This window comes from Pseudomonas sp. Larv2_ips (assembly GCF_963879675.1).
Lineage (GTDB): Bacteria > Pseudomonadota > Gammaproteobacteria > Pseudomonadales > Pseudomonadaceae > Aquipseudomonas.
The window spans coordinates 431436-453122 of sequence record NZ_CAWOAW010000027.1 but is presented as its reverse complement, the minus strand read 5'-3'; the positions used below and the strand labels follow the sequence as shown (position 1 = coordinate 453122).

Below are 21687 nucleotides of genomic sequence, written 5' to 3'. Positions count from 1 at the left end.
CAACATAGGAGCATTGAAGGGCTTCACCACCCATTCAGTAACTCTGAGTAGCAGTTCACAGGTTAAGTTCCGGCAGCTTAAAAAAACTATTGGAAATAACTGACACCGCTTTCCGATCTAAAGCGCTCTGCCACCACCCCCGGCAGTGGCAGAGCCGCGAAATCAGTGCGCCTCGTCCCAGTTATCGCCCACGCCTACGTCCACGACCAACGGTACATCCAGCTTGGCCGCTGCGCTCATGTGCTCGCGGATCTTCTCGCTGACTTGCGCAACCAAGTCCTCGCGCACCTCAAGCACCAGTTCATCGTGCACTTGCAGGATGACCTTGGCATCCAGGCCCGACTCGGTCAGCCAGTTATCCACCAACACCATGGCCTTCTTGATGATGTCAGCCGCGGTGCCCTGCATCGGCGCGTTGATGGCCGTGCGCTCGGCCGCCGCGCGCTCCTGAGGCTTGTTGGAATTGATATCCGGCAAGTACAGCCGACGCCCGAAGAAGGTTTCTACATAGCCTTGGTCGGCCGCTTGGGCCCGCGTGCGCTCCATGTACTCGCGAACGCCAGGGTAGCGCGCGAAATACACGTCGATATACGCCTTGGCGGTCTTGGTATCGACGCCGATATCCTTGCCCAGCTTCTGCGCGCCCATGCCGTAGATCAGGCCAAAGTTGATCGCCTTGGCACTGCGACGCTGGTTGGAACTGACCTCAGCCAACTCAACCTTGAACACCTCAGCCGCTGTAGCGGTGTGCACGTCCAAATCGTTACGGAACGCGTTCATCAAGCCCTCGTCCTTGGACAAGTGCGCCATGATCCGCAGCTCGATCTGCGAATAGTCCGCCGCCAGCAGCTTGTAGCCCTTGGGCGCGACAAACGCCTGGCGAATTCGCCGCCCTTCAGCGGTTCGCACCGGAATGTTCTGCAGGTTCGGATCGCTCGAAGACAAGCGTCCAGTCGCCGCCACAGCCTGATGATAAGAGGTGTGAATACGTCCGGTACGCGGGTTGATCTGCTCGGGCAGCCGATCGGTGTAGGTGCTTTTCAGCTTACTCATGCTGCGATACTGCATCAGCACTTTTGGCAGCAGGAAATCGTCTTCGGCCAACTTGGCCAGCACTTCCTCGGCCGTGGACGCCTGCCCCTTGCCCGTCTTTTTCAGCACCGGCAAGCCGAGCTTTTCGTAGAGAATCGCCCCGAGCTGCTTGGGCGAACCCAGGTTGAATTCTTCACCGGCGATCTCGAACGCCTGGCGCTCCAGCTCAACCATCTTGTTACCCAGCTCGATGCTCTGGATGCCCAGCAGTTCCTTGTCCACAAACGCGCCCTGGCGCTCGATACGCGCCAGCACCGGCACCAATGGGATTTCGATATCCGTCAGCACACTGGCCAGGCTCGGTATGGCTGCCAGCTGTGCATGCAACGCCTGGTGCAGGCGCAGCGTTATATCCGCATCTTCAGCCGCGTACGGGCCAGCCTGCTCAAGCGCGATCTGGTCGAATGTCAGTTGCTTGGCGCCTCTGCCGGCGATGTCCTGGAAGCTGACAGTGTCGTAGTCCAGATACTTCTTGGCCAGGCTGTCCATGTCGTGCCGGGTTGCGGTGGAATTCAACACGTAGGATTCAAGCATGGTGTCGAAGGCGATGCCGCGCACGGTGATGCCGTGCGCGGGGTCACCACCGATGGCGCAATTGGCCAGGATGTTCATGTCGAACTTGGCGTGCTGGCCGACCTTGAGTTTGGTCGGGTCTTCGAGCAGAGGCTTCAACGCCAACAGAACCGTGTCGCGATCCAACTGTTCGGGCGCACCGACGTAGGAATGGGTCAACGGGATGTAGGCGGCTTCATGGGGCTGCACGGCGAAGGAAACACCGACCAACTGCGCTTTTTGCGCGTCGATCCCGGTGGTTTCGGTATCGAATGCGAACAGCTTGGCGTCGTTGAGTTTCTTCAGCCAGCTATCGAATGTCGCCTGGTCCAGGATGGTCGTGTAGGACGCCTCCACCGGCGCGGCCGCTACCACCTCAACAACGGCTTCGGCAGACGGCGCCGCCTCGGTCGAGGCCTTCAGCTCGACACGCTTGGCGTCGCGCTGAATCTCATCAATCCAGCTCTTGAACTCCAGCAGCGTGTACAGCTCCAGCAGCTTTTCGCGGTCAGGCTCGATCAGGTGCAGATCTTCCAGGCCTACATCCAGCGGTACGTCGATTTTGATCGTCGCCAGTTGATAGGACAGAAACGCCATCTCCTTGTGCTCTTCCAGCTTGGCCGGCAGATTCTTGGCCCCACGAATCGGCAGGGTCGGCACGATATCCAGCTGTTCATAAAGCTCTTTGAGGCCGCCATTCACGCCTACGAGCAAGCCGGACGCGGTCTTCGGGCCAATGCCCGGAACGCCCGGGATGTTGTCGGACGAATCGCCCATCAGCGCCAGGTAATCGATGATCTGCTCGGGAGCGACACCGAATTTCTCCTTTACGCCCTCAATGTCCATCGCGCTACCGGTCATGGTGTTGACCAAGGTAATGTGCCCGTCGACCAACTGCGCCATGTCCTTGTCGCCAGTAGAAATCACCACCGGGCGGTCTGCCGCCGCACTGCTGCGGGCCAAAGTGCCGATGACGTCATCAGCCTCGACGCCTTCGACGCACAGCAGCGGGAAGCCCAGCGCGATGACGCTTTGGTGCAGCGGCTCGATTTGCAGGCGCATGTCATCGGGCATGCTCGGGCGGTTGGCCTTGTATTCGGCGAACATCTCATCGCGGAAGGTCCCACCCTTGGCGTCGAACACAACGGCGAACGGGCTGTCCGGGTACTGCCTGCGCAGGCTTTTGAGCATGTTCAACACGCCCTTGACCGCACCGGTTGGCAGGCCTTTGGAGGTGGTCAGCGGTGGCAGCGCGTGAAAGGCGCGGTACAGATAAGAAGAACCGTCCACCAGGACGAGGGGGGCTTGGCTCATGAGCAGGATCAACCTTTTCGGCGGGTCAGGCGCTAGAATAGCCGGACCAATGACGACAAAGGGACAAGGTTATCATGCGTACAGTAAATCGCCTGTTGTTGACCGGCTTGATTGCGTTCTTGCCGCTGGCCGCCACGGCAGCTGACAGCGCACCCTCGGGAGACCCGGAAGTCACGATCCGTACCGAAGGTGACAGAACCATCCAGGAGTACCGCCAAAACGGTTTCCTGTACGCGATCAAGGTCACCGTGAAGGGCGCGCCGCCGTATTTCCTGGTGCGCGCGGACGGATCCGATGCAAACTTCATCCGTTCTGACCAGCCGGATATGCTGATCCCGTCATGGAAGATCTTCGAATGGAAATGATTTCTTAACTTAAATTGGCGCCGCCCCTCGCGGCGCCCGTACTGGCAGTTTTAACCATGTCTGTGTTCACCCCGCTGGCTCGGCCCGAGCTGGAAACCTTTCTCGCCCCTTACGGGCTCGGCCGCCTGCTTGATTTCCAGGGGATTGCCGCCGGTAGCGAAAACACCAACTTCTTCATCAGCCTGGAACAGGGCGAATTCGTCCTGACCCTGGTTGAGCGCGGCCCAGTCGCAGAAATGCCGTTTTTCATCGAACTGCTCGACGTGCTCCATGACGCTGACTTGCCCGTACCCTATGCGCTGCGCACCACCGACGGCGTGGCCTTGCGCGAATTGAAGGGCAAACCGGCGCTGCTGCAACCCCGTCTGGCCGGCAAACACATCAAGGAAGCCAACGCACAGCATTGCGCCCAGGTTGGCGACCTGCTCGGCCATTTGCACCTGGCCACTCAAGGCGAGAAAGTGCTGGAGCGCAAGACCGATCGAGGGCTGGACTGGATGCTCACCGAGGGTGCGCAGCTGATTTCGCACCTTAACGACGCGCAGCAGCGCCTGCTGAAAGAGGCGCTGAGCGAGATCGAAGCCCACAAGGCTCAAATCCTCGCACTGCCACGCGCCAACGTTCACGCCGATCTGTTCCGCGATAATGCGATGTTCGAAGGCACGCACCTGACCGGGCTGATCGACTTTTACAACGCTTGCTCAGGCCCGATGCTGTACGACGTGGCGATCGCCTTGAATGACTGGTGTTCGGACGCCGACGGCGTGATTGATGGGCAACGCGCCCGTGCGCTGCTAGGTGCCTACGCGGGCCTGCGGCCGTTCACGGCCAAGGAAGCGGAGTTGTGGCCAACGATGCTGCGGGTAGCGTGTGTGCGCTTCTGGCTGTCACGCCTGATCGCGGCGGAGTCATTTGCCGGGCAGGACGTGTTGATTCATGACCCTGCGGAGTTCGAGCACCGGCTGGCGCAGCGCCAGCAAGTCAGCGTCCACCTGCCGTTCGCGCTCTAAAGCTGCACGTGGTCAGAAATTGTGGGAGCGGGCTTGCTCGCGAATGCGGTGGATCAGTAACAGAGGTATTGACTGACACTCCCATTCGCGAGCAAGCCCGCTCCCACACATGCCCGCTCCCACAGTGGTTCTGTGTCGGCTATTACAACGACTCCAGGCACCCAGCCAGGTCATTCCCCAATTTCTCCAATACCTGCTCGTAACCCTGCGCCGTGGCCGGGGTGTAACCACCCAATGCATCCAATTCCGCCAACTTCACCGGCAACCCAGCCACCAACGTCTCAGCCAATCGCGGACGCAACGGCGGTTCGCTGAATACACAGGTCTTGCCGACTTCCTGCAGCCGTGTACGCATTGCTGCCACGTGCTGGGCGCCTGGCTGCACTTCGGCGGCCACGCTGAACACACCAGTGTGCTTTAGCCCGTAAGCGTCTTCGAAATAATCAAAGGCCTCGTGGAACACGAAGTAAGGTTTGTCGCCCACACTCGCCAAGCGCGCTTTCAAACGGGCATCCAACGCATCCAGACGCTCATCGAATGCCTGCACGTTGCTCTGGTAACGCGCAGCATTGGCCGGGTCGGCAGCGCTCAGATCAGCCGCCATGCGCGCCGCAATCACCCGAGCATTGACCGTCGACAACCACAAGTGCGCATCCAGGCTGCCTGGGCGGTGATCATGGTCATGTTCATCTGCATCATCGGCGTGCGAGTGACTATCTTCGGCGAAACGCCGCAATTTCATCCCCGCAAGATCCTGCACCGCCACGGTCGGCAGGCTTCGGCCTTTAAGCACGCGTGGCAGAAAGCTTTCCATGTCCGGGCCGATCCAATAAAGCAGGTCCACCGACTGCACGCGCCGTACGTCGGATGGACGCAAGGCGTAGTTGTGCGGAGATGCCCCGGGCGGCAACAACACCTCGGGAATGGCCACACCGTCCTGCACAGCCGCGGCAATCAACTGCAACGGCTTGATGCTCGTCAGTACCTTGACCTCGGCCTGAGCGGCCCCAGCAATGAACAAACTGGTGACAAATACGACAAAAACGGGAAAAAGTCGGGACACGATGACCACTCAATGACGTAGGAACGGGTAACATAATAACGTCTCTATCAAATGTCTGTCGCCGCTCATGCCTAAAACACCCATTGCCAGCCGCCCCCACGACCACTCTCACTGCGTGCACACCGCGCTGTCGGAGGCCGATACCCTGTGCGCACAGAAGGGCCTGCGCCTGACCGCGCTGCGTCGCCGGGTGCTGGAACTGGTGTGGCAAAGCCACAAGCCGCTGGGCGCCTACGACATTCTTGGCGTGCTCAGCGAGCAGGACGGCCGCCGCGCCGCGCCGCCGACGGTGTACCGCGCGCTGGATTTCCTGCTGGAAAACGGCCTGGTGCACCGCATCGCCTCGCTCAATGCCTTTGTTGGCTGCAACCACCCGGAACACGCGCATCAGGGCCAGTTCCTGATTTGCCGCGAGTGCCATGCCGCCATCGAGCTTGAACAAAAAAGCATCAGCGACGCCATCATCAAAAGCTCGGCCGATGTCGGCTTCAGGGTAGAAGGGCAAACGGTCGAAGTGGTCGGGCTCTGCTCGGGTTGCCAGGGGGCTTGATGAGCACTGCGTTAATCCGCCTCGAAGGGGTCGGTGTCACGTTCGCCGGGCAAAACGTGCTGGATAACATCGCGCTGAGCGTCGAGCCGGGCCAGATCGTCACGCTGATCGGCCCCAATGGCGCCGGCAAGACTACGCTGGTGCGCGCAGTACTCGGTTTATTGAAGCCGGACAGTGGCAGCGTATGGCGCAAGCCCAAGCTGCGCGTCGGTTACATGCCGCAAAAATTGCACGTCGACCCGACACTGCCGCTGTCCGTGCTGCGTTTTTTGCGCCTGGTGCCCGGTGTAGACCGCACCCGCGCGCAGGCTGCGCTCAAGGAAGTCGGTGCCGAACAGGTGATCGACAGCCCGGTGCAAAGCATCTCCGGCGGCGAAATGCAGCGCGTGCTGCTGGCCCGCGCCTTGCTGCGCGAGCCTGAACTGCTGGTGCTCGATGAACCCGTGCAAGGCGTTGACGTTGCCGGCCAGGCCGAGCTGTACAGCCTGATTACCCGCCTGCGTGACCGCCACGGCTGCGGCGTATTGATGGTCTCCCACGACCTGCACCTGGTCATGAGCACCACCGATCAGGTGGTATGCCTCAACCGCCACGTTTGCTGCTCCGGCCACCCGGAACAAGTCAGTAGCGACCCGGCGTTTGTCGAGTTGTTCGGCAAAAATGCCCCGAGCCTGGCGATCTACCACCACCATCACGACCACGCCCATGATTTGCACGGCGCCGTGGTTGACGACCCCGCCACCCCTCATACACACGTTCATGGAGATAGCTGCAAGCATGGCTGATTTTCTGCTCTACGCCCTGCTGGCAGGCTTGGCTCTGGCGCTGGTGGCGGGCCCGTTGGGCTCGTTTGTGGTGTGGCGGCGCATGGCCTATTTTGGCGACACGTTGTCGCATGCCGCGCTGTTGGGCGTGGCCATGGGCTTTTTGCTGGACGTGAGCCCGACCATCGCCGTCACCGTGGGCTGCCTGCTGCTGGCCGTGCTGCTGGTGACCCTGCAACAGCGCCAACCGCTGGCCTCCGACACACTGCTGGGAATCCTGGCGCCGAGCACGCTGTCCCTGGGCCTGGTGGTGCTGAGCTTTATGCATGAAGTGCGCATCGACTTGATGGCCTACCTGTTCGGCGACCTGCTGGCGATCAGCCCTACAGACCTTGCGTGGATACTCGGTGGCAGCGCTGCGGTGCTGCTCTTGCTGGTGGCCCTGTGGCGCCCACTGCTGGCAATCACCGTGCATGAAGAACTGGCCACGGTGGAAGGTTTGCCCGTGCCGGCGCTGCGCATGACCCTGATGCTGTTGATCGCGGTGGTGATTGCTGTCGCGATGAAGATTGTCGGCGTATTGTTGATCACCTCGCTGCTGATCATTCCCGCAGCCGCCGCCCAACGCCATGCGCGCTCACCCGAGCAAATGGCCGTCGGCGCCAGCCTGTTGGGCATGCTTGCAGTGTGCGGGGGCCTGGCGCTGTCGTGGTTCAAGGACACGCCAGCCGGCCCGTCGATTGTCGTCACGGCGGCCGCCCTCTTTCTGCTGAGTTTTGTCCTGCCCCGTCGAGGGGTGTAGACTTGCTCGCTTTTTGCGCAAATAGAGAGTCGCAGGAATGAAGCTGTTCAACGCCCGTTATCTGCTCCTTGCCGCATTTTCCCTGCTGCTGGGCGCCTGTCAAAGTACGCCGCCCGCCGCCCCCGAGGTACCGGACGCACGCGCTGCGGCCATCGCGCAGCTGGAGCAAAACCTGGCCAGCAGTGAGCTTGCCACCGCCGAAGACGAACTGGCCGCGTTACAGGCCCAGTCGCCCAACGACCCGGCCCTTGAGCCTTACCAGCGTCAATTGGCCGAAGCCTACCTGCAGCGCAGCCAGATTGTGCTGCAAAAAGGCGATGTCAACGCCGCCGCCACGGCCCTGAGCCGTGCCCGTGCGCTGATGCCCAAGGCCCCGGCGCTCACCGGTGGCGTCAACAGCGCCATCAGCCATGCGCGCAAAGCCGAGCTGGATAAAGCCGAAGCCGCCTTGAAAGCCGCTGAAGCCAAGCCGCCCGCCAAGGTCATCGACCCGGCCGCTGAAAGCACCACAGTGGCGCTGAACCTCGTCGATATCGAAGAACTTCGCCATCAATTGGACGCGATCGCCACCGACGTGGTGAATTACCAGTGTGACGTGACCATTCAGGCGCCGCGCACGCAGGACTACCCATGGCTGGCCACATTGCTGACCAAACGGGTGAAGCGAATTGATTCGGGGTATGACCTGAAGATACACCGGCAGATTGTGAAACACATTCCGGCGCAGGTAGTGCTGATTCCGCGCAAGGCGCAATAAAAGCATCGCAGGCAAGCCCGCTCCCCTAGTTGAGTGTATTCACACTTCAACTGTGGGAGCGGGCTCGCCCGCGATAGCTGTCTAACACACAACCAATGAATTAAGCCGGAATCGCCTTGGCCTTCGGCTCACGATCCCAAACCCGGTGCTGTGCAATCGCGGCGAAGAACGCCTTGAACGCTTTCGCATCCGACCCCACGATCAGCCCCGCATCCACCTCAAGCTTCAGCAGATCCAGCAACGGCTTGGCATCATTGGCAACCGTGATCGCCTTCAGGTGCTTGTACGCCTCCAGCAGGAAGTGCAACGCCACCCCATCGCCGCTCAATGCCTGCACCGACTTGGCGCCGCCCGGCACAAACACCGCGTCAAAGGCAACCGACGGCATGCCTTCCATCGACGCATCCACCTTCAGGCTCTTGCCATCGGCGGTGGTCACCGGCGCCGAAGTCGGCCCCAGCAACTTGGCGTGCGCGCCCTCAGCCTCCAGCGCTTTCTTCAACGCAGCAATTGCCGCGCCGTCCACACCGTTAGCCGCGAGGATCGCGACTTTGCGCGTTTTGATATCGCCCGACAGCAGGTTCACCTGGCTCAACGCCGGCGACTCTTTGAGCGACGATTCACGCGGTGGCACGGTGCCTTTGGTTGGCGCTGGCAAACCGAGGTTCTGTGCTACGCGCTTGGCCAGCTCCAGGTCGATATTGGCCAGAATCTCGTTGACCTGACGGGCGCGGATAAACTCACGCTCCACCTTGCCCAACTCGAAGCTGTACGCCGCGATGATGTGCTCTTTCTCGTGGTGGCTCATGCTGTGGAAAAACAGCGTGGCTTGTGAGAAGTGATCGCCAAACGACTCGCTGCGCTCACGCACTTTATTGGCGTCGACACGTTCGTAATAGGTCTCGAAACCGCCATCCTGCGCAGCCGGTGGCGTTTCTTTCGGCCAGCCGCCATCAATCGAGTTCGGCTCGTAGGCAGCGCGGCCTTTGTCGATCACAGTGCGATGCTGAGCGTCACGCTGGCCGTTATGGAACGGCGTGACCGGCCGATTGATCGGCAGCTCATGAAAGTTCGGGCCACCGAGACGGCTGATCTGCGTATCCGTGTAGGAAAACAGACGGCCTTGCAGCAGCGGGTCGTTGGTGAAGTCGATACCCGGCACAATATGGCCTGGGCAAAAAGCGACCTGTTCAACCTCAGCGAAGAAGTTATCCGGGTTACGGTTAAGCACCATCTTGCCCAGCGGCGTAATCGGCACCAGCTCTTCAGGGATGATCTTGGTCGGGTCGAGCAGGTCGAAGTCGAACTTGTGCTCGTCTTCTTCCGCAACGATTTGCACGCCCAATTCCCACTCAGGGTAGTCGCCGCTCTCGATCGCTTCCCACAGGTCGCGACGGTGGTAATCGGTATCTTTACCGGCAAGCTTTTGCGCTTCGTCCCACACCAGCGAGCAGGTGCCCACTTTTGGATGCCAGTGGAACTTCACAAAGCTCGACTTACCTTCGGTATTGATCAAGCGGAAGGTGTGAATGCCAAAGCCCTGCATGGCGCGCAGGCTTTTGGGGATGGCACGGTCGGACATGGCCCACAGCACCATGTGCGCCGATTCTGGCTGCAGCGAGACGAAATCCCAGAACGTGTCGTGGGCAGAACCGCCGGTAGGAATCTCGTTATGCGGCTCAGGTTTGACCGCGTGCACAAAGTCGGGAAACTTGATCGCGTCCTGAATGAAGAACACCGGCATGTTGTTGCCCACCAGGTCGAAGTTACCTTCGTCGGTGAAGAACTTCACCGCAAAACCGCGCACGTCACGCACCGTGTCGCCCGAGCCGCGCGGGCCCTGCACGGTGGAGAAACGCACAAACACCGGCGTTTTATGCTCGGGGTTGCGCAGGAAACCGGCCTTGCTCAGCGCCGAATGGTTTTCATACGTCTGGAAGTAGCCGTGGGCGCCAGTACCGCGAGCATGCACGATGCGCTCCGGGATACGCTCATGGTCAAAGTGCGTGATTTTTTCACGCATGATGAAGTCTTCCAGCAGCGATGGGCCACGGGCGCCGACTTTCAGGGTGTTCTGGTTGTCAGAAATCTTTACGCCTTGATTGGTGCGCAGCGCCTGGCCGGTTGCGTCGGAACGGAACTCTTCCAGGGCCTGCAGCTTGGCGTTGGTGTTGCCACGGTCCAGGGTGTCGGTGCCCGCGAGTTCACTCTTCGGCGGGGTAGCTGGCTTCTTGGTACTCATCAGTCAAAACTCCTTATCAAATTGGCCAGAGCGGTCCCCGGCTCGTTTGAGCAAACCCCCAGGCACGGCACCCGGGAAATTGAGTTGCTTAAGTAGTGACTGACACGGTTTTGCACCGTTCCTTTTTTATGACCTTTGATCGCGTTATTGCCAAATCGCTGGTTGAATGCGAAATAAATGCTAAGAAACACTATACGGACAGGCTAAAATGCGCGCCCGGCTAACCGCTGATCCCTTTTCCATGCGCCCCACAAGGTTCGCTACGTGATCGAGTTTCATAACGTCCATAAAACCTACCGCGTCGCCGGTAAGGAAATCCCCGCGCTGCACCCCACCAGCCTGCGTGTCGAAAACGGCCAGGTGTTCGGCCTGATTGGCCACTCCGGTGCGGGAAAAAGTACCCTGTTGCGTCTGATCAACCGCCTGGAGCAACCCAGCGGTGGCCAGATCAATGTCGACGGCGAAGAAGTCACCGCCTTGGACGCCAACGGCCTGCGCCGTTTCCGCCAGCAAGTCGGGATGATCTTCCAGCACTTCAACCTGCTTGCCTCCAAGACCGTCGCCGACAACGTGGCGCTGCCGCTGACGCTGGCTGGCGAACTGTCGCGCAAGGAAATCGACCAGCGCGTGGCTGAGTTGCTCGCCCGTGTTGGCCTGTCCGACCACGCCAAGAAATACCCGGCGCAGTTGTCCGGCGGCCAGAAGCAGCGCGTCGGCATCGCCCGCGCCCTGGCAACCAAGCCAAAGATCCTGCTGTGCGACGAAGCCACCAGCGCCCTCGACCCGCAAACCACCGCCTCGGTGCTGCAACTGCTGGCTGAGATCAACCGCGAGTTGAAGCTGACCATCGTGCTGATCACCCATGAAATGGACGTGATCCGCCGCGTGTGCGACCAAGTGGCGGTGATGGATGCTGGCGTGATCGTCGAGCAAGGCTCCGTGGCCGATGTGTTCCTGCACCCCAAGCACCCGACCACCAAGCGCTTCGTGCAAGAAGCCGAGCAGGTCGACGAAGGCGAGCAGCGCGATGACTTCGCTAACGTACCAGGCCGTATCGTGCGCCTGACGTTCCAGGGCGAAGCAACCTACGCGCCGCTGCTGGGTACCGTCGCCCGCGAAACAGGCGTGGACTACAGCATCCTCGCCGGTCGTATTGACCGCATCAAAGACATTCCCTACGGCCAACTGACCCTCGCCGTGACCGGTGGAGACATGGACGCCGCCTTCGCCCGCTTTACCGCGGCAGACGTCCACATGGAGGTTCTGCGCTAATGGAAATCCTGTTGAGTTTCTTCGCCAATATCGACTGGTCCGAGATCTGGCTCGCCACCGGCGACACCATGACCATGCTGCTCGGTTCGCTGTTCTTCACCATCCTGCTCGGCCTGCCACTGGGTGTGCTGCTGTTTCTTACCAGCCCGCGCCAACTGTTCGAACAAAAAGGCCTGTACGCGCTGCTGTCGCTGATCGTGAACATCCTGCGTTCGCTGCCGTTCATCATTCTGCTGATCGTGATGATCCCGTTCACCATATTGATCACCGGCACCTCGCTGGGCGTGGCCGGTGCGATTCCGCCACTGGTCGTAGGCGCGACGCCGTTCTTCGCGCGCCTGGTGGAAACCGCCCTGCGTGAAGTGGACCGCGGCATCATCGAAGCCACGCAGTCCATGGGGGCCAGCACGCGTCAGATCATCATCAATGCACTGCTGCCCGAAGCCCGCCCCGGTATTTTCGCTGCGATTACGGTGACGGCCATTACACTGGTTTCCTACACGGCCATGGCCGGTGTAGTCGGTGCCGGCGGCTTGGGCGACCTGGCGATCCGCTTTGGTTACCAGCGCTTCCAGACCGACGTGATGGTTGTCACCGTGGTGATGCTGTTGATCCTGGTGCAAATTCTGCAAACCGTCGGCGATAAGCTGGTGGTGCACTTTTCTCGAAAATAACGGCCATGGCCGGCCCCCGCCGGCGCATGCCCGAACAAGGAGCTTGCTGGATGAAAAAACTACTGGTTGCTTTCGCCGCCGTTGCCGCGTTTTCCGCCCACGCTGCCGAGACCCTCACGGTCGCCGCGTCGCCAGTGCCGCACGCGGAAATCCTGGAGTTTGTGAAGCCCGCGCTCGCCAAAGAAGGCGTCGACCTGCAGGTCAAGGTTTTCACCGACTACGTGCAGCCGAACGTACAGGTGGCTGAAAAGCGCCTGGACGCCAACTTCTTCCAGCACCAGCCGTACCTGGATGAGTTCAACAAGGCCAAGGGCACTCACCTGGTGAGCGTCGGCGCCGTGCACCTGGAGCCCCTGGGCGCCTACTCCAGCAAGTACAAAAAACTCGAAGACCTGCCGGATGGCGCCAATGTCGTAATCCCGAACGACGCCACCAACGGTGGCCGCGCGTTGCTGCTGCTGGCCAAGCACAACCTGATCACCTTGAAGGACCCGACCAACATCCTGTCGACCATCAAGGACATCTCCGGTAACCCGAAAAACCTGAAATTCCGCGAACTGGAAGCCGCCACACTGCCGCGCGTGCTGACCCAGGTCGACCTGGCGCTGATCAACACCAACTACGCCCTGGAAGCCAAACTGGACCCATCCAAGGACGCCCTGGTGATCGAAGGCAACGACTCGCCTTACGTGAACATCCTGGTGACCCGCGAAGACAACAAAGACTCGGACGCCGTGAAGAAACTGGTTGCAGCCCTGCACACGCCGGAAGTGAAAGCGTTCATTCTTGAAAAGTACAAAGGCGCGATTCTGCCGGCGTTCTGATCTGACCCGATCTCCAACACACTGAAGATCAAAAAATGGGGGAGCGGGCTTGCTCGCGTAAGCGCTGTGTCAGTCACCGGGTTTATCGACTGAACCACCGCCTTCGGGGGCAAGCCCCCTCCCACATTTGTTGTGTGCTGCTTGAAATACCAGGCTCGCACTCTTAACTGCTTACGCATCGCTCAAACCTTGCATTAACCCCCTGTGGGAGCGGGCTTGCTCGCGAAAGCGCTGTGTCAGTCACTGAATTTATCGACTGAACCACCGCCTTCGGGGGCAAGCCCCCTCCCACATTTGTTTTTGCGTTGCCTGGAAGATCAGGCCAGCACAATTGCCTGCTTACGCATCGCTCAAACCTTGCACACCCCCCCTGTGGGAGCGGGCTTGCTCGCGAAAGCGCTGTGTCAGTCACCGAATTTATCGACTGAACCACCGTCTTCAGGGGCAAGCCCCCTCCCACATTTGTTGTGTGCTGCTTGAAAGACCAGGTTCCCACTCTTAACTGCTTACGCATCGCTCAAACCTTGCACTAACCCCCTGTGGGAGCGGGCTTGCCCGCGAAAGCGCTGTGTCAGTCACCGAATTTATCGACTGAACCACCGTCTTCAGGGGCAAGCCCCCTCCCACATTTGTTGTGTGCTGCTTGAAAGACCAGGCCCGCACTCTTAACTGCTTACGCATCGCTCAAACCTTGCACAAACCCCCTGTGGGAGCGGGCTTGCCCGCGAAAGCGCTGTGTCAGTCACCGAATTTATTGACTGAACCACCGTCTTCAGGGGCAAGCCCCCTCCCACATTTGTTTTTGCGTTGCTTGGAAGATCAGGCCAGCACACTTGCCTGCTTACGCATTGTTCAAACCTTGCACAAAGCACTGTGGGAGCTGGCTTGCCTGCGATGACGGTAGGTCAGTCAGCCTATTAGCCCCTGAACCACCGCCATCGCCGGCACGCCAGCTCCCACATGTATGGTGCGGTGCCTGTTATTTCCGCTGCAGCAACCCCGGCAACTGCGCCACCAGCTTTTGATTGTTCAGCGGCGCACGAATAAACCCGCGCTGCGTGCCGTCCGGTCCGATCAGCGCCAGGTTGCCGCTGTGGTCGACGGTGTAGTTGGGCTTGCTGGTATCCGCTGGAATAAACGGGATGCTCACCGCATTCGAGACCTTCTGCACATCGTCCACATTCGCGCCGGTCAGGCCTTCGAACTGCGGATCGAAGTAACCCAGGTATTGCTTGAGCTGAGCCGGGGTGTCGCGGTTCGGGTCGACGCTGACCAGAATCACCTGCAACTTATCCACCGCCTCTTTGGGCAGCTCGCTCTTGATCTGGCGCAGCTGGGCGAGGGTGGTGGGGCAGATGTCGGGGCAGAAGGTATAGCCGAAAAACAGCAGGCTCCATTTGCCTTTCAACTCGTTGACCACCACCGGCTGGCCGTTCTGGTCTGTCATGGTCACCGGCGGCAGCTGGCGGCTTTGCGGCAGCAGGATGATGCCCGCGTCGATCAGCGCAGTAGGGTCGCCCTGGCCCTTGCTGTTCAGCACTTTGTTGACGGTCAGGCCCATGATCAACGCGACGATGGCCACCAGGATAAAGACGGTTTTTTGAGTTCGAGTCATAGGTTCAACAGTAAGTAGTGGTCTACGAGCAGGGCGATAAACAGCACAAACAGGTACCCGATAGAGTACTTGAAGGTGTTGATCGCCGCGTGCGGCTGGCTGCCACGGTACAGCACCCAGGCCCATTGCAGAAAGCGCGCGCCCAACACCAGCGCACACGCCAGGTACAGCAGGCCGCTCATGTGAATCACATACGGCATCAGGCTTACTGCCAGCAGGGCGAAGGTGTAGAGCAGGATGTGCACCTTGGTGTAGTGCTCGCCGTGGGTGACCGGCAGCATCGGGATGTCGGCCTTGGCGTATTCCTCCTTGCGGTGAATGGCCAGGGCCCAGAAGTGCGGCGGGGTCCAGGCGAAGATGATCAGCACCAGCAGCAGCGGCTCGGCGCTGACATGCCCGGTAACGGCAACCCAGCCCAGCAGCGGCGGCGCCGCGCCAGCGAGGCCACCGATGACGATATTTTGTGGCGTGGCGCGCTTGAGAAAGCCGGTGTAGATCACCGCATAACCGAGCAGCGAGGCCAGCGTCAGCCACGCCGCCAAAGGGTTGGTAAACGCCAGCAACAGGGCCAAACCTGCAACAGCCAGAAACAAAGCAAAGGCCAGGGCGGCCACCGGCGACACCCGCCCTTCGGCCATCGGCCGCTTATGTGTGCGCGCCATCACCGCATCGATGCGCCGATCCACCACATGGTTGACCGCCGCCGCACCGCCGGCACACAGCGCAATGCCCAGGTTGCCAAAAACCAGCACCGCCCATGGCACCCCGGCGCGGGTGGCGAGGAACATGCCCACCAAGGAGGTGATGAGCATCAGCACCACCACTTTTGGCTTGGTCAGTTCCAAATAGTCTCGCCAGATCGCCCGATCGCGGCGCGCGTCGATCAAGGTCGCCATGGCGTCTCTCCTTTAAGGGTGATGAGGCCCGAAACGTGTTTGCGTGGAATAAAGCGCCAGCCGAACGGCAACTGATGGCGCACCCGGACCAGGCTGGTACGCGCGTGGTAATTGACCAGCACCAATGTCAGCAGCAACGCTGCGCCGCCTGCGTTATGGCCGACCGCCACCGGCAGCGGCAAGCCGAACGCCACATTGCTCACCCCCAGGCTGATTTGCACCGCCAGGGCGATCAGCAACAAACCCGCCAGTCGCGTCATGCCCACTGCGCGCAATTGCCACGCCAGCCCCAACAGCACCAGTGTCACCAGCATCGCGCCAAGGCGGTGGGTCAGGTGGATGGCGGTACGCGCTTCACTGTCGAGCTGGCCGCCGAGGTAATTGGGGCCGATATGCTGGGTGAGGTGAAACCCGTTGGCAAAGTCCGCCGCCGGCCACCACTCACCATGGCAGGTGGGCAGGTCGACACAGGCCACCGCCGCATAGTTGGAACTCACCCAGCCGCCCAGCGCAATCTGGCCGATCACCAACACCAGCCCGGCCGTGGCCCAATATTGCAGGCGCTTGGGCACGATCAACGCGGGCAGCACGCCAGACAGTCTCAGCGTCAGCAGAAACAATAAGCTCAAGGTGGCAAAACCGCCGAGCAGATGGCCCGTTACAACTTGCGGCCACAACTTCAATGTCACCGTCCACATGCCAAACGCGGCCTGGGCGAACACCACCGCCAGCACAAACAGCGGCAACTTCACCGGCTGGCCCGGATCACGCCGATGGCTCCACGAACGCGCCGCCAACAGCACGATGAGCAAACCCAAGGTGCCGGCAAAGTAGCGATGGGTCATCTCGGCCCAGCCCTTGTCGGCCTGCACCGGCGTGTCGGGAAAATGCAGCTCGGCATGCGCCAGCTGGGCTTCGCTCTGCGGCACGCTGATAAAACCGTAGCAGCCGGGCCAGTCCGGGCAACCGAGGCCGGCGTGGGTCAGGCGCGTATAGGCGCCGAGCAGCACAACGATCAGCGCCAGCAAGGTGGCAAACAACGCGAGGCGAAATCCAGGTTTGGCCATGACGATGCCCTTATCCGATGTTCGACAGTTTCAGCAGCAAGCGCAGGTCGTTGAGCAGGTCCTTGCCCTTGACCTTGGCGTCGTAGCGCAGCACCAGATTGCCGTGTGGGTCGACGATCCACAGTTGCGCATCGCCGGGTGCGGCGGCGTCCCTGGTGAAGGTCGACAGGTCCAGCGGGTAGCGTTGCAGTTGCGGGTATTCGGCCTTGAGCTTGGCCTCGTAGGCGGTGCTCACTGGCTGCGCGCTGGCCAAGGCATGGCTGGCGCGCGAGGCATCACGGCCCAGGCTGATTTGCAGCTGGCGCGCCAGGTACACCAGTTGCTGGCACTCGGCAGTACACGCGGTGGGTGCGGTGACCAACAGTTGCCAACGGTCTTCGTCGGCCTGTACGCCAATGTCGGCGCGGGTCTGGCCGTTGCCGATCATCTCGCCGTGGTAGCTGCGGCTGTCGGGCACCCAGAACTGCAACTTGTACATAAAGGTGGCCAGCGCCATCGGGCCGATCACCATCATCAGGATCAGAATCAGCTGCCAGCGGCCTTTGCGCCGGTCGGGCGCCTCAGACGTGCTGGGTGGATTCATGGCCGCTCCCATGGGACTTCTCCTTTTTGTTGTGCCATCCGAGGTAGAGGTAAAGCGCCAGCAGCGCCAAGGCCATGGCGAACCACTGCACGGCGTACCCCAAATGTTTTTCCGGGCCCATGGCGACCACCGGCCACGTGGTGTCGTACGTGCCCGGGCCGGGTTCGGCGCGCAGTTCGTAGGCAAAGCCGCCACGCCCTAACTCAGCCCACAGTGCGGCGGGATGCAGCGCGGTGAGCAGGCGCGGCCATTGCGTGGTGGCCGGGTCGGCGTGCAGTTGGAAGGTTTCGCCGGGGGCGACGTAGACCCACGCGTCGAGGTTCAACGGCTGATCGGGTGTAGTGAAGACTGGTGGCGTACGCCGGTCTGGCCACGGCAGCCAGCCGCGATTGAGCAACAGCCACTGGCCGCTGGCCTGATCGTGAAAGGGTTGCAGCAACTCGACGCCGGCCTTGCCGTCGCGCATGCGGTTGTCGAGCAACACGCTGTGCTCGGCGTCGAACTGGCCGCGCAGGCGCACGCGGCGAAAGGCGGGGTCGGGCATCTCATTGAGCTGGACACTGCTGATGGGGTCGGCCACGCGCCGTTCGGCGTAACTGTCCACCAGCAACTGTTTTTCATGGCCGCGCGCCAGTTGCCAGAACCCCAGGCCTACCATCAACGGCAGCAGCACCAGCACCACCAGCGTGGGTGCGAGTCCTGGGCGAAAGTCTTTTATGGCGCTGGCTATACTTGTTTTCATTGCCCGCCCATCCGAAGGGAACCTGACCATGCTCAAAGCAGCCATTGCCCTGATGCTGATCGCGACTGTCGTGAGCCTGTTCAGTGGCTTGTTCTTTCTGGTCAAGGACGAGGGCAACTCCAACCGCCTCGTCACTGCCTTGACCGTGCGTGTCGTACTGGCCGCGATCACCGTGGGCTTGATCGCCTGGGGCTTTTTCAGCGGCCAGCTGGTGTCTCATGCGCCGTGGTAAGGCGCTTTACAGCACATAAACGAAGAAGAACAGGCCGATCCACACCACATCCACAAAGTGCCAATACCAACTGGCTGCCTCGAAACCAAACTGGTGCTCGGCATTGAAATGCCCGCGCAGGATGCGCATCAGCATCACGAACAGAATGATGGTGCCGATGGTCACGTGGGCGCCGTGAAAGCCCGTGAGCATGAAGAAGGTTGCGCCGTACACGCCCGAGCCGAGGGTCAGGCCCAGTTCTTTGTAGGCATGCATGTACTCCTCGGCCTGGAAGGCCAGGAACGCCCAGCCCAGCAGCACGGTCAGCGCCAGCCAGATTTTCAGTGCGCCGCGATGGCCCTTGCGCAAGGCATGGTGGGCGAGGGTGATGGTCACGCTGGAGCTGACCAGCAAGACCGTGTTGATCAGCGGCAAGCCCCAGGGGCTGATGGTGCCCTCCGGTGGCGGGTACATTTTTGGGTCAGGGTTATTGAGCAGCGGCCAGGTGAACTGAAAGTTCGGCCACAGCATGTGCGCGATGCCCTTGTGCCCTTCACCGCCCAGCCATGGCCCCGACATGTGTCGCACATAGAACAGTGCGCCAAAGAACGCGACGAAGAACATCACTTCGGAAAAGATGAACCAGGTCATGCCCCAGCGAAACGAGCGGTCCATCTGCGGGCTGTACAAACCGGCGCGACTTTCCTTGATCACCGCGCCAAACCAGCCGAACAGCATGTAGGCCAGCAGCAGCCCACCGACGAAAAAGATCCACGGCCCGTGGGATTCCGGGCGCGCCGCCTTCAGATCGTTGAACCACACAGCCAAACCGTACACGGTGGTGAGCATGCCCAAGGTGGCAATTATTGGCCATTTGCTTTGCGCTGGTACGTAGTACGTATCATGAGACGACATGTATTCGCTCTCCTGATTGAGGGGGCAAACAGTAGCTAGCCGCCGGTATGGACGGCCACCGGCGGTTGGCGCGCAGTGATGTCAAACAGCGTGTACGCCAGGGTCAAATGCTTCACATCCTTGGGCATGTCGCGGTCGACGATAAAACGCACCGGCATTTCAATCCGCTGACCGGGCTGCAGCACTTGCTGGGTGAAGCAAAAGCACTCGGTCTTGTGGAAGTACATCGCCGCTTCGGCCGGGGAAATGCTCGGCACTGCCTGGGCTTTCATGACCTTGTCGGTGGGGTTGTAGGCGACGAACAGCATCTCGGTGACCGCGCCGGGGTTGACCACCACTTCGTCAGCCTTGGAATGAAACTCCCAGACCATGTCGATGGCATTGGTCGACAGAAACTGCACTCGCACCTGGCGCGTGGGGTCGACGATTTGCTCACCTTCGTACTGCCCGGCGGTCTTGCCGTTGATGCCGAACGCCTTGCACATCACGTCGTAAATCGGCACCAGGGCGAAGCCGAAGGCGAACATCGCCACCACCAGAATCAGCAGGCGGGTGACGAGGCGCTTGATGGGGATGGACTCAAGCATGGCGATCACCTGAACCGAACACGGTCAACGTGGGAACGGGCTTGCTCGCGAATGCGGCAGGCCAGGCCCCATTTGCGGCGACTGAAACACCGCTTTCGCGAGCAGGCCCGCTCCCACAGGGGATTTGTACAGGCATGGCGAACCGGGTATTCACTTGACCTCCGGCGGCGTGGTGAACGTGTGATACGGCGCGGGCGAGGGGATGCTCCATTCCAAACCTTCGGCACCATCCCACGGCTTGGCGGGCGCCGGCGGGCCGCCGCGGATGCACTTGATGACGATGAACAAGAAGAAGATCTGCGTGGCGCCAAACATGAATGCACCAATCGAGGAGACCATGTTGAAGTCGGCAAACTGCAGGTTGTAGTCCGGTACCCGGCGCGGCATGCCGGCCAGCCCCACGAAGTGCATCGGGAAGAACGCCATGTTCATGCCGATGAAGGACAGCCAGAAGTGCAGCTTGCCCAGGGTTTCGTCGTACATGTGCCCAGTCCACTTGGGCAGCCAGTAGTAGGCCGAAGCGAAGATGCCGAAGATCGCGCCAGGCACCAGTACGTAATGGAAATGCGCCACCACAAAGTAGGTGTCGTGGTACTGGAAGTCCGCTGGAGCAATCGCCAGCATCAGCCCCGAAAAGCCGCCAATGGTGAACAGGATCACGAAGGCCACGGCGAACAGCATCGGCGTTTCGAAGGTCAGCGAGCCTTGCCACATGGTGCTGACCCAGTTGAACACCTTCACGCCCGTCGGTACGGCGATCAGCAGCGTGGCGTACATGAAGAACAGCTCGCCCACCAGCGGGATGCCGACCACGAACATGTGGTGCGCCCACACAATGAACGACAGGAACGCGATGCTCGCCGTGGCGTAGACCATCGAGGTGTAGCCGAACAGCGGCTTGCGCGAGAAGGTCGGGATGATCGAGCTGACGGCGCCGAAGGCCGGCAGGATCATGATGTACACCTCGGGGTGGCCGAAGAACCAGAACACATGCTGGAACAGCACCGGGTCACCGCCACCGGCGGCGCTGAAGAAGCTGGTGCCGAAGTGGATGTCCATCAGCATCATGGTCACGCAGCCGGCCAGCACCGGCATCACCGCGATCAACAGGAACGCGGTGATCAACCAGGTCCACACGAACAGTGGCATTTTCATCAGGGTCATGCCCGGCGCGCGCAGGTTGAGAATGGTCGCGACCACGTTGATCGCGCCCATGATCGAGCTGATGCCCATCAGGTGGATGGCAAAGATAAAGAACGTCACACTTTCGGGCGCGTAGGTGGTGGACAGCGGGGCGTAGAAGGTCCAGCCGAAATTCGGCCCGCCGCCGGGTGTGAACAACGTGGAAACCAGCAGCAGAAACGCCGCTGGCAGCAGCCAGAAACTGAAGTTGTTCATGCGCGGCAGGGCCATGTCCGGCGCGCCGATCATCAGCGGGATCATCCAGTTGGCCAGCCCGACAAAGGCCGGCATCACCGCGCCAAACACCATGATCAGGCCGTGCATGGTGGTCATCTGATTGAAGAACGCCGGCTGCACGATCTGCAGGCCGGGCTGGAACAGCTCGGCGCGGATCACCATGGCGAACGAGCCGCCAAGCAGGAACATGGTGAAGGCGAACCACAGGTACATCGTGCCGATGTCTTTGTGGTTGGTGGTCAGCACCCAGCGCATCAGGCCTTTGGCGGGGCCATGGGCATGGTCGGCGTGACCATGGTCATCGATCACAGTGCTCATGGCCGTTCTCCTGCAAAGGAATGGGCTGTGCGGTTCAGGGCATACGCAGTTGA

General features: G+C 60.8%; 21 protein-coding genes. 10 read left to right on the top strand and 11 right to left on the bottom strand.

From position 1 onward, the window contains the following. Positions 1-162: 162 nt before the first annotated feature. The gene (gene polA, locus AACV02_RS19005) at positions 163-2958 is read right to left on the bottom strand and encodes a DNA polymerase I (RefSeq protein WP_119741328.1); all 2796 of its coding nucleotides are present in this window, start codon (positions 2956-2958) and stop codon (positions 163-165) included. Between the two features lie 74 nt (positions 2959-3032). Here polA and AACV02_RS19000 point away from each other — a divergent pair, with 74 nt between their 5' ends. Continuing rightward, entirely contained in the window at positions 3033-3323 is a 291-nt protein-coding gene (locus tag AACV02_RS19000) for a DUF2782 domain-containing protein (protein ID WP_119741326.1), read from the top strand. A 56-nt stretch (positions 3324-3379) separates the two neighbouring features. Continuing rightward, positions 3380-4333: a homoserine kinase gene (locus AACV02_RS18995; protein ID WP_106576035.1), complete on the top strand. Its 954-nt coding sequence runs from the start codon at positions 3380-3382 to the stop codon at positions 4331-4333. Between the two features lie 142 nt (positions 4334-4475). On the opposite strand, the gene AACV02_RS18990 is transcribed toward AACV02_RS18995, so the two are convergent. After that, on the bottom strand, positions 4476-5405 hold the full coding sequence (locus AACV02_RS18990) for a zinc ABC transporter substrate-binding protein ZnuA (protein WP_119741324.1): 930 nt from the start codon (positions 5403-5405) through the stop codon (positions 4476-4478). A 58-nt stretch (positions 5406-5463) separates the two neighbouring features. Here AACV02_RS18990 and AACV02_RS18985 point away from each other — a divergent pair, with 58 nt between their 5' ends. The 4 genes from AACV02_RS18985 to AACV02_RS18970 are packed head-to-tail and all read left to right on the top strand — an operon-like array spanning position 5464 to position 8269. Next, positions 5464-5946: a Fur family transcriptional regulator gene (locus tag AACV02_RS18985; protein ID WP_106576033.1), complete on the top strand. Its 483-nt coding sequence runs from the start codon at positions 5464-5466 to the stop codon at positions 5944-5946. Continuing rightward, positions 5946-6731 (top strand): zinc ABC transporter ATP-binding protein ZnuC, encoded by a 786-nt coding sequence (gene znuC, locus AACV02_RS18980; RefSeq protein ID WP_119741322.1) that lies wholly within the window; start codon positions 5946-5948, stop codon positions 6729-6731. Before AACV02_RS18985 ends, znuC begins: the two co-directional genes overlap by 1 nt. Beyond that, the gene (gene znuB / locus AACV02_RS18975) at positions 6724-7512 is read left to right on the top strand and encodes a zinc ABC transporter permease subunit ZnuB (RefSeq protein WP_106576031.1); all 789 of its coding nucleotides are present in this window, start codon (positions 6724-6726) and stop codon (positions 7510-7512) included. Before znuC ends, znuB begins: the two co-directional genes overlap by 8 nt. A gap of 37 nt (positions 7513-7549) precedes the next feature. Continuing rightward, entirely contained in the window at positions 7550-8269 is a 720-nt protein-coding gene (locus tag AACV02_RS18970) for a PA5502 family lipoprotein (protein WP_119741320.1), read from the top strand. Positions 8270-8369: 100 nt separating this feature from the next. Here AACV02_RS18970 and katE read toward each other — a convergent pair whose 3' ends face one another. After that, positions 8370-10511: a catalase HPII gene (gene katE / locus AACV02_RS18965; protein ID WP_119741318.1), complete on the bottom strand. Its 2142-nt coding sequence runs from the start codon at positions 10509-10511 to the stop codon at positions 8370-8372. Between the two features lie 264 nt (positions 10512-10775). On the opposite strand from katE, the gene AACV02_RS18960 reads away from it, so the two are divergent. The 3 genes from AACV02_RS18960 to AACV02_RS18950 are packed head-to-tail and all read left to right on the top strand — an operon-like array spanning position 10776 to position 13281. Then, positions 10776-11783 (top strand): methionine ABC transporter ATP-binding protein, encoded by a 1008-nt coding sequence (locus AACV02_RS18960; protein ID WP_119741316.1) that lies wholly within the window; start codon positions 10776-10778, stop codon positions 11781-11783. Continuing rightward, entirely contained in the window at positions 11783-12457 is a 675-nt protein-coding gene (locus AACV02_RS18955) for a methionine ABC transporter permease (RefSeq protein ID WP_106576027.1), read from the top strand. Before AACV02_RS18960 ends, AACV02_RS18955 begins: the two co-directional genes overlap by 1 nt. Positions 12458-12507: 50 nt before the next feature. Beyond that, positions 12508-13281 (top strand): MetQ/NlpA family ABC transporter substrate-binding protein, encoded by a 774-nt coding sequence (locus tag AACV02_RS18950; protein WP_106576026.1) that lies wholly within the window; start codon positions 12508-12510, stop codon positions 13279-13281. 979 nt (positions 13282-14260) lie between these two features. Here AACV02_RS18950 and AACV02_RS18945 read toward each other — a convergent pair. From AACV02_RS18945 to AACV02_RS18925, 5 genes are read right to left on the bottom strand one after another with little or no spacing between them, the layout of a single operon-like run. Beyond that, complete coding sequence (locus AACV02_RS18945) at positions 14261-14896, bottom strand: SCO family protein (RefSeq protein WP_106576025.1); 636 nt, start codon at positions 14894-14896, stop codon at positions 14261-14263. After that, positions 14893-15792: a heme o synthase gene (gene cyoE, locus AACV02_RS18940; RefSeq protein ID WP_119741314.1), complete on the bottom strand. Its 900-nt coding sequence runs from the start codon at positions 15790-15792 to the stop codon at positions 14893-14895. The genes AACV02_RS18945 and cyoE overlap by 4 nt, the downstream gene beginning before the upstream one ends. Beyond that, the gene (locus tag AACV02_RS18935) at positions 15780-16859 is read right to left on the bottom strand and encodes a COX15/CtaA family protein (protein WP_106576023.1); all 1080 of its coding nucleotides are present in this window, start codon (positions 16857-16859) and stop codon (positions 15780-15782) included. The genes cyoE and AACV02_RS18935 overlap by 13 nt, the downstream gene beginning before the upstream one ends. Before the next feature lie 10 nt (positions 16860-16869). Then, positions 16870-17454, bottom strand: coding sequence for a hypothetical protein (locus AACV02_RS18930; protein WP_119742781.1), 585 nt, complete (start codon positions 17452-17454; stop codon positions 16870-16872). Continuing rightward, a complete protein-coding gene (locus AACV02_RS18925) occupies positions 17420-18184 on the bottom strand; it encodes an SURF1 family protein (protein ID WP_119741312.1) in 765 nt (254 codons plus the stop codon). Before AACV02_RS18925 ends, AACV02_RS18930 begins: the two co-directional genes overlap by 35 nt. Before the next feature lie 28 nt (positions 18185-18212). Between AACV02_RS18925 and AACV02_RS18920 the strand changes: the two genes are divergently transcribed. Next, positions 18213-18416 carry a twin transmembrane helix small protein gene (locus tag AACV02_RS18920; RefSeq protein ID WP_016969525.1) on the top strand — a complete coding sequence of 68 codons (204 nt, stop codon included), beginning with the start codon at positions 18213-18215 and terminating at the stop codon, positions 18414-18416. 6 nt (positions 18417-18422) lie between these two features. Here the strand turns inward: AACV02_RS18920 and AACV02_RS18915 are convergent, their stop codons facing one another. From AACV02_RS18915 to ctaD, 3 genes are all read right to left on the bottom strand, one after another. After that, positions 18423-19310, bottom strand: coding sequence for a cytochrome c oxidase subunit 3 (locus AACV02_RS18915; RefSeq protein WP_106576021.1), 888 nt, complete (start codon positions 19308-19310; stop codon positions 18423-18425). A 35-nt stretch (positions 19311-19345) separates the two neighbouring features. Then, on the bottom strand, positions 19346-19897 hold the full coding sequence (locus AACV02_RS18910) for a cytochrome c oxidase assembly protein (protein WP_106576020.1): 552 nt from the start codon (positions 19895-19897) through the stop codon (positions 19346-19348). 150 nt (positions 19898-20047) lie between these two features. Further along, positions 20048-21634, bottom strand: coding sequence for a cytochrome c oxidase subunit I (gene ctaD, locus AACV02_RS18905; protein WP_106576019.1), 1587 nt, complete (start codon positions 21632-21634; stop codon positions 20048-20050). Positions 21635-21687: the final 53 nt, after the last annotated feature.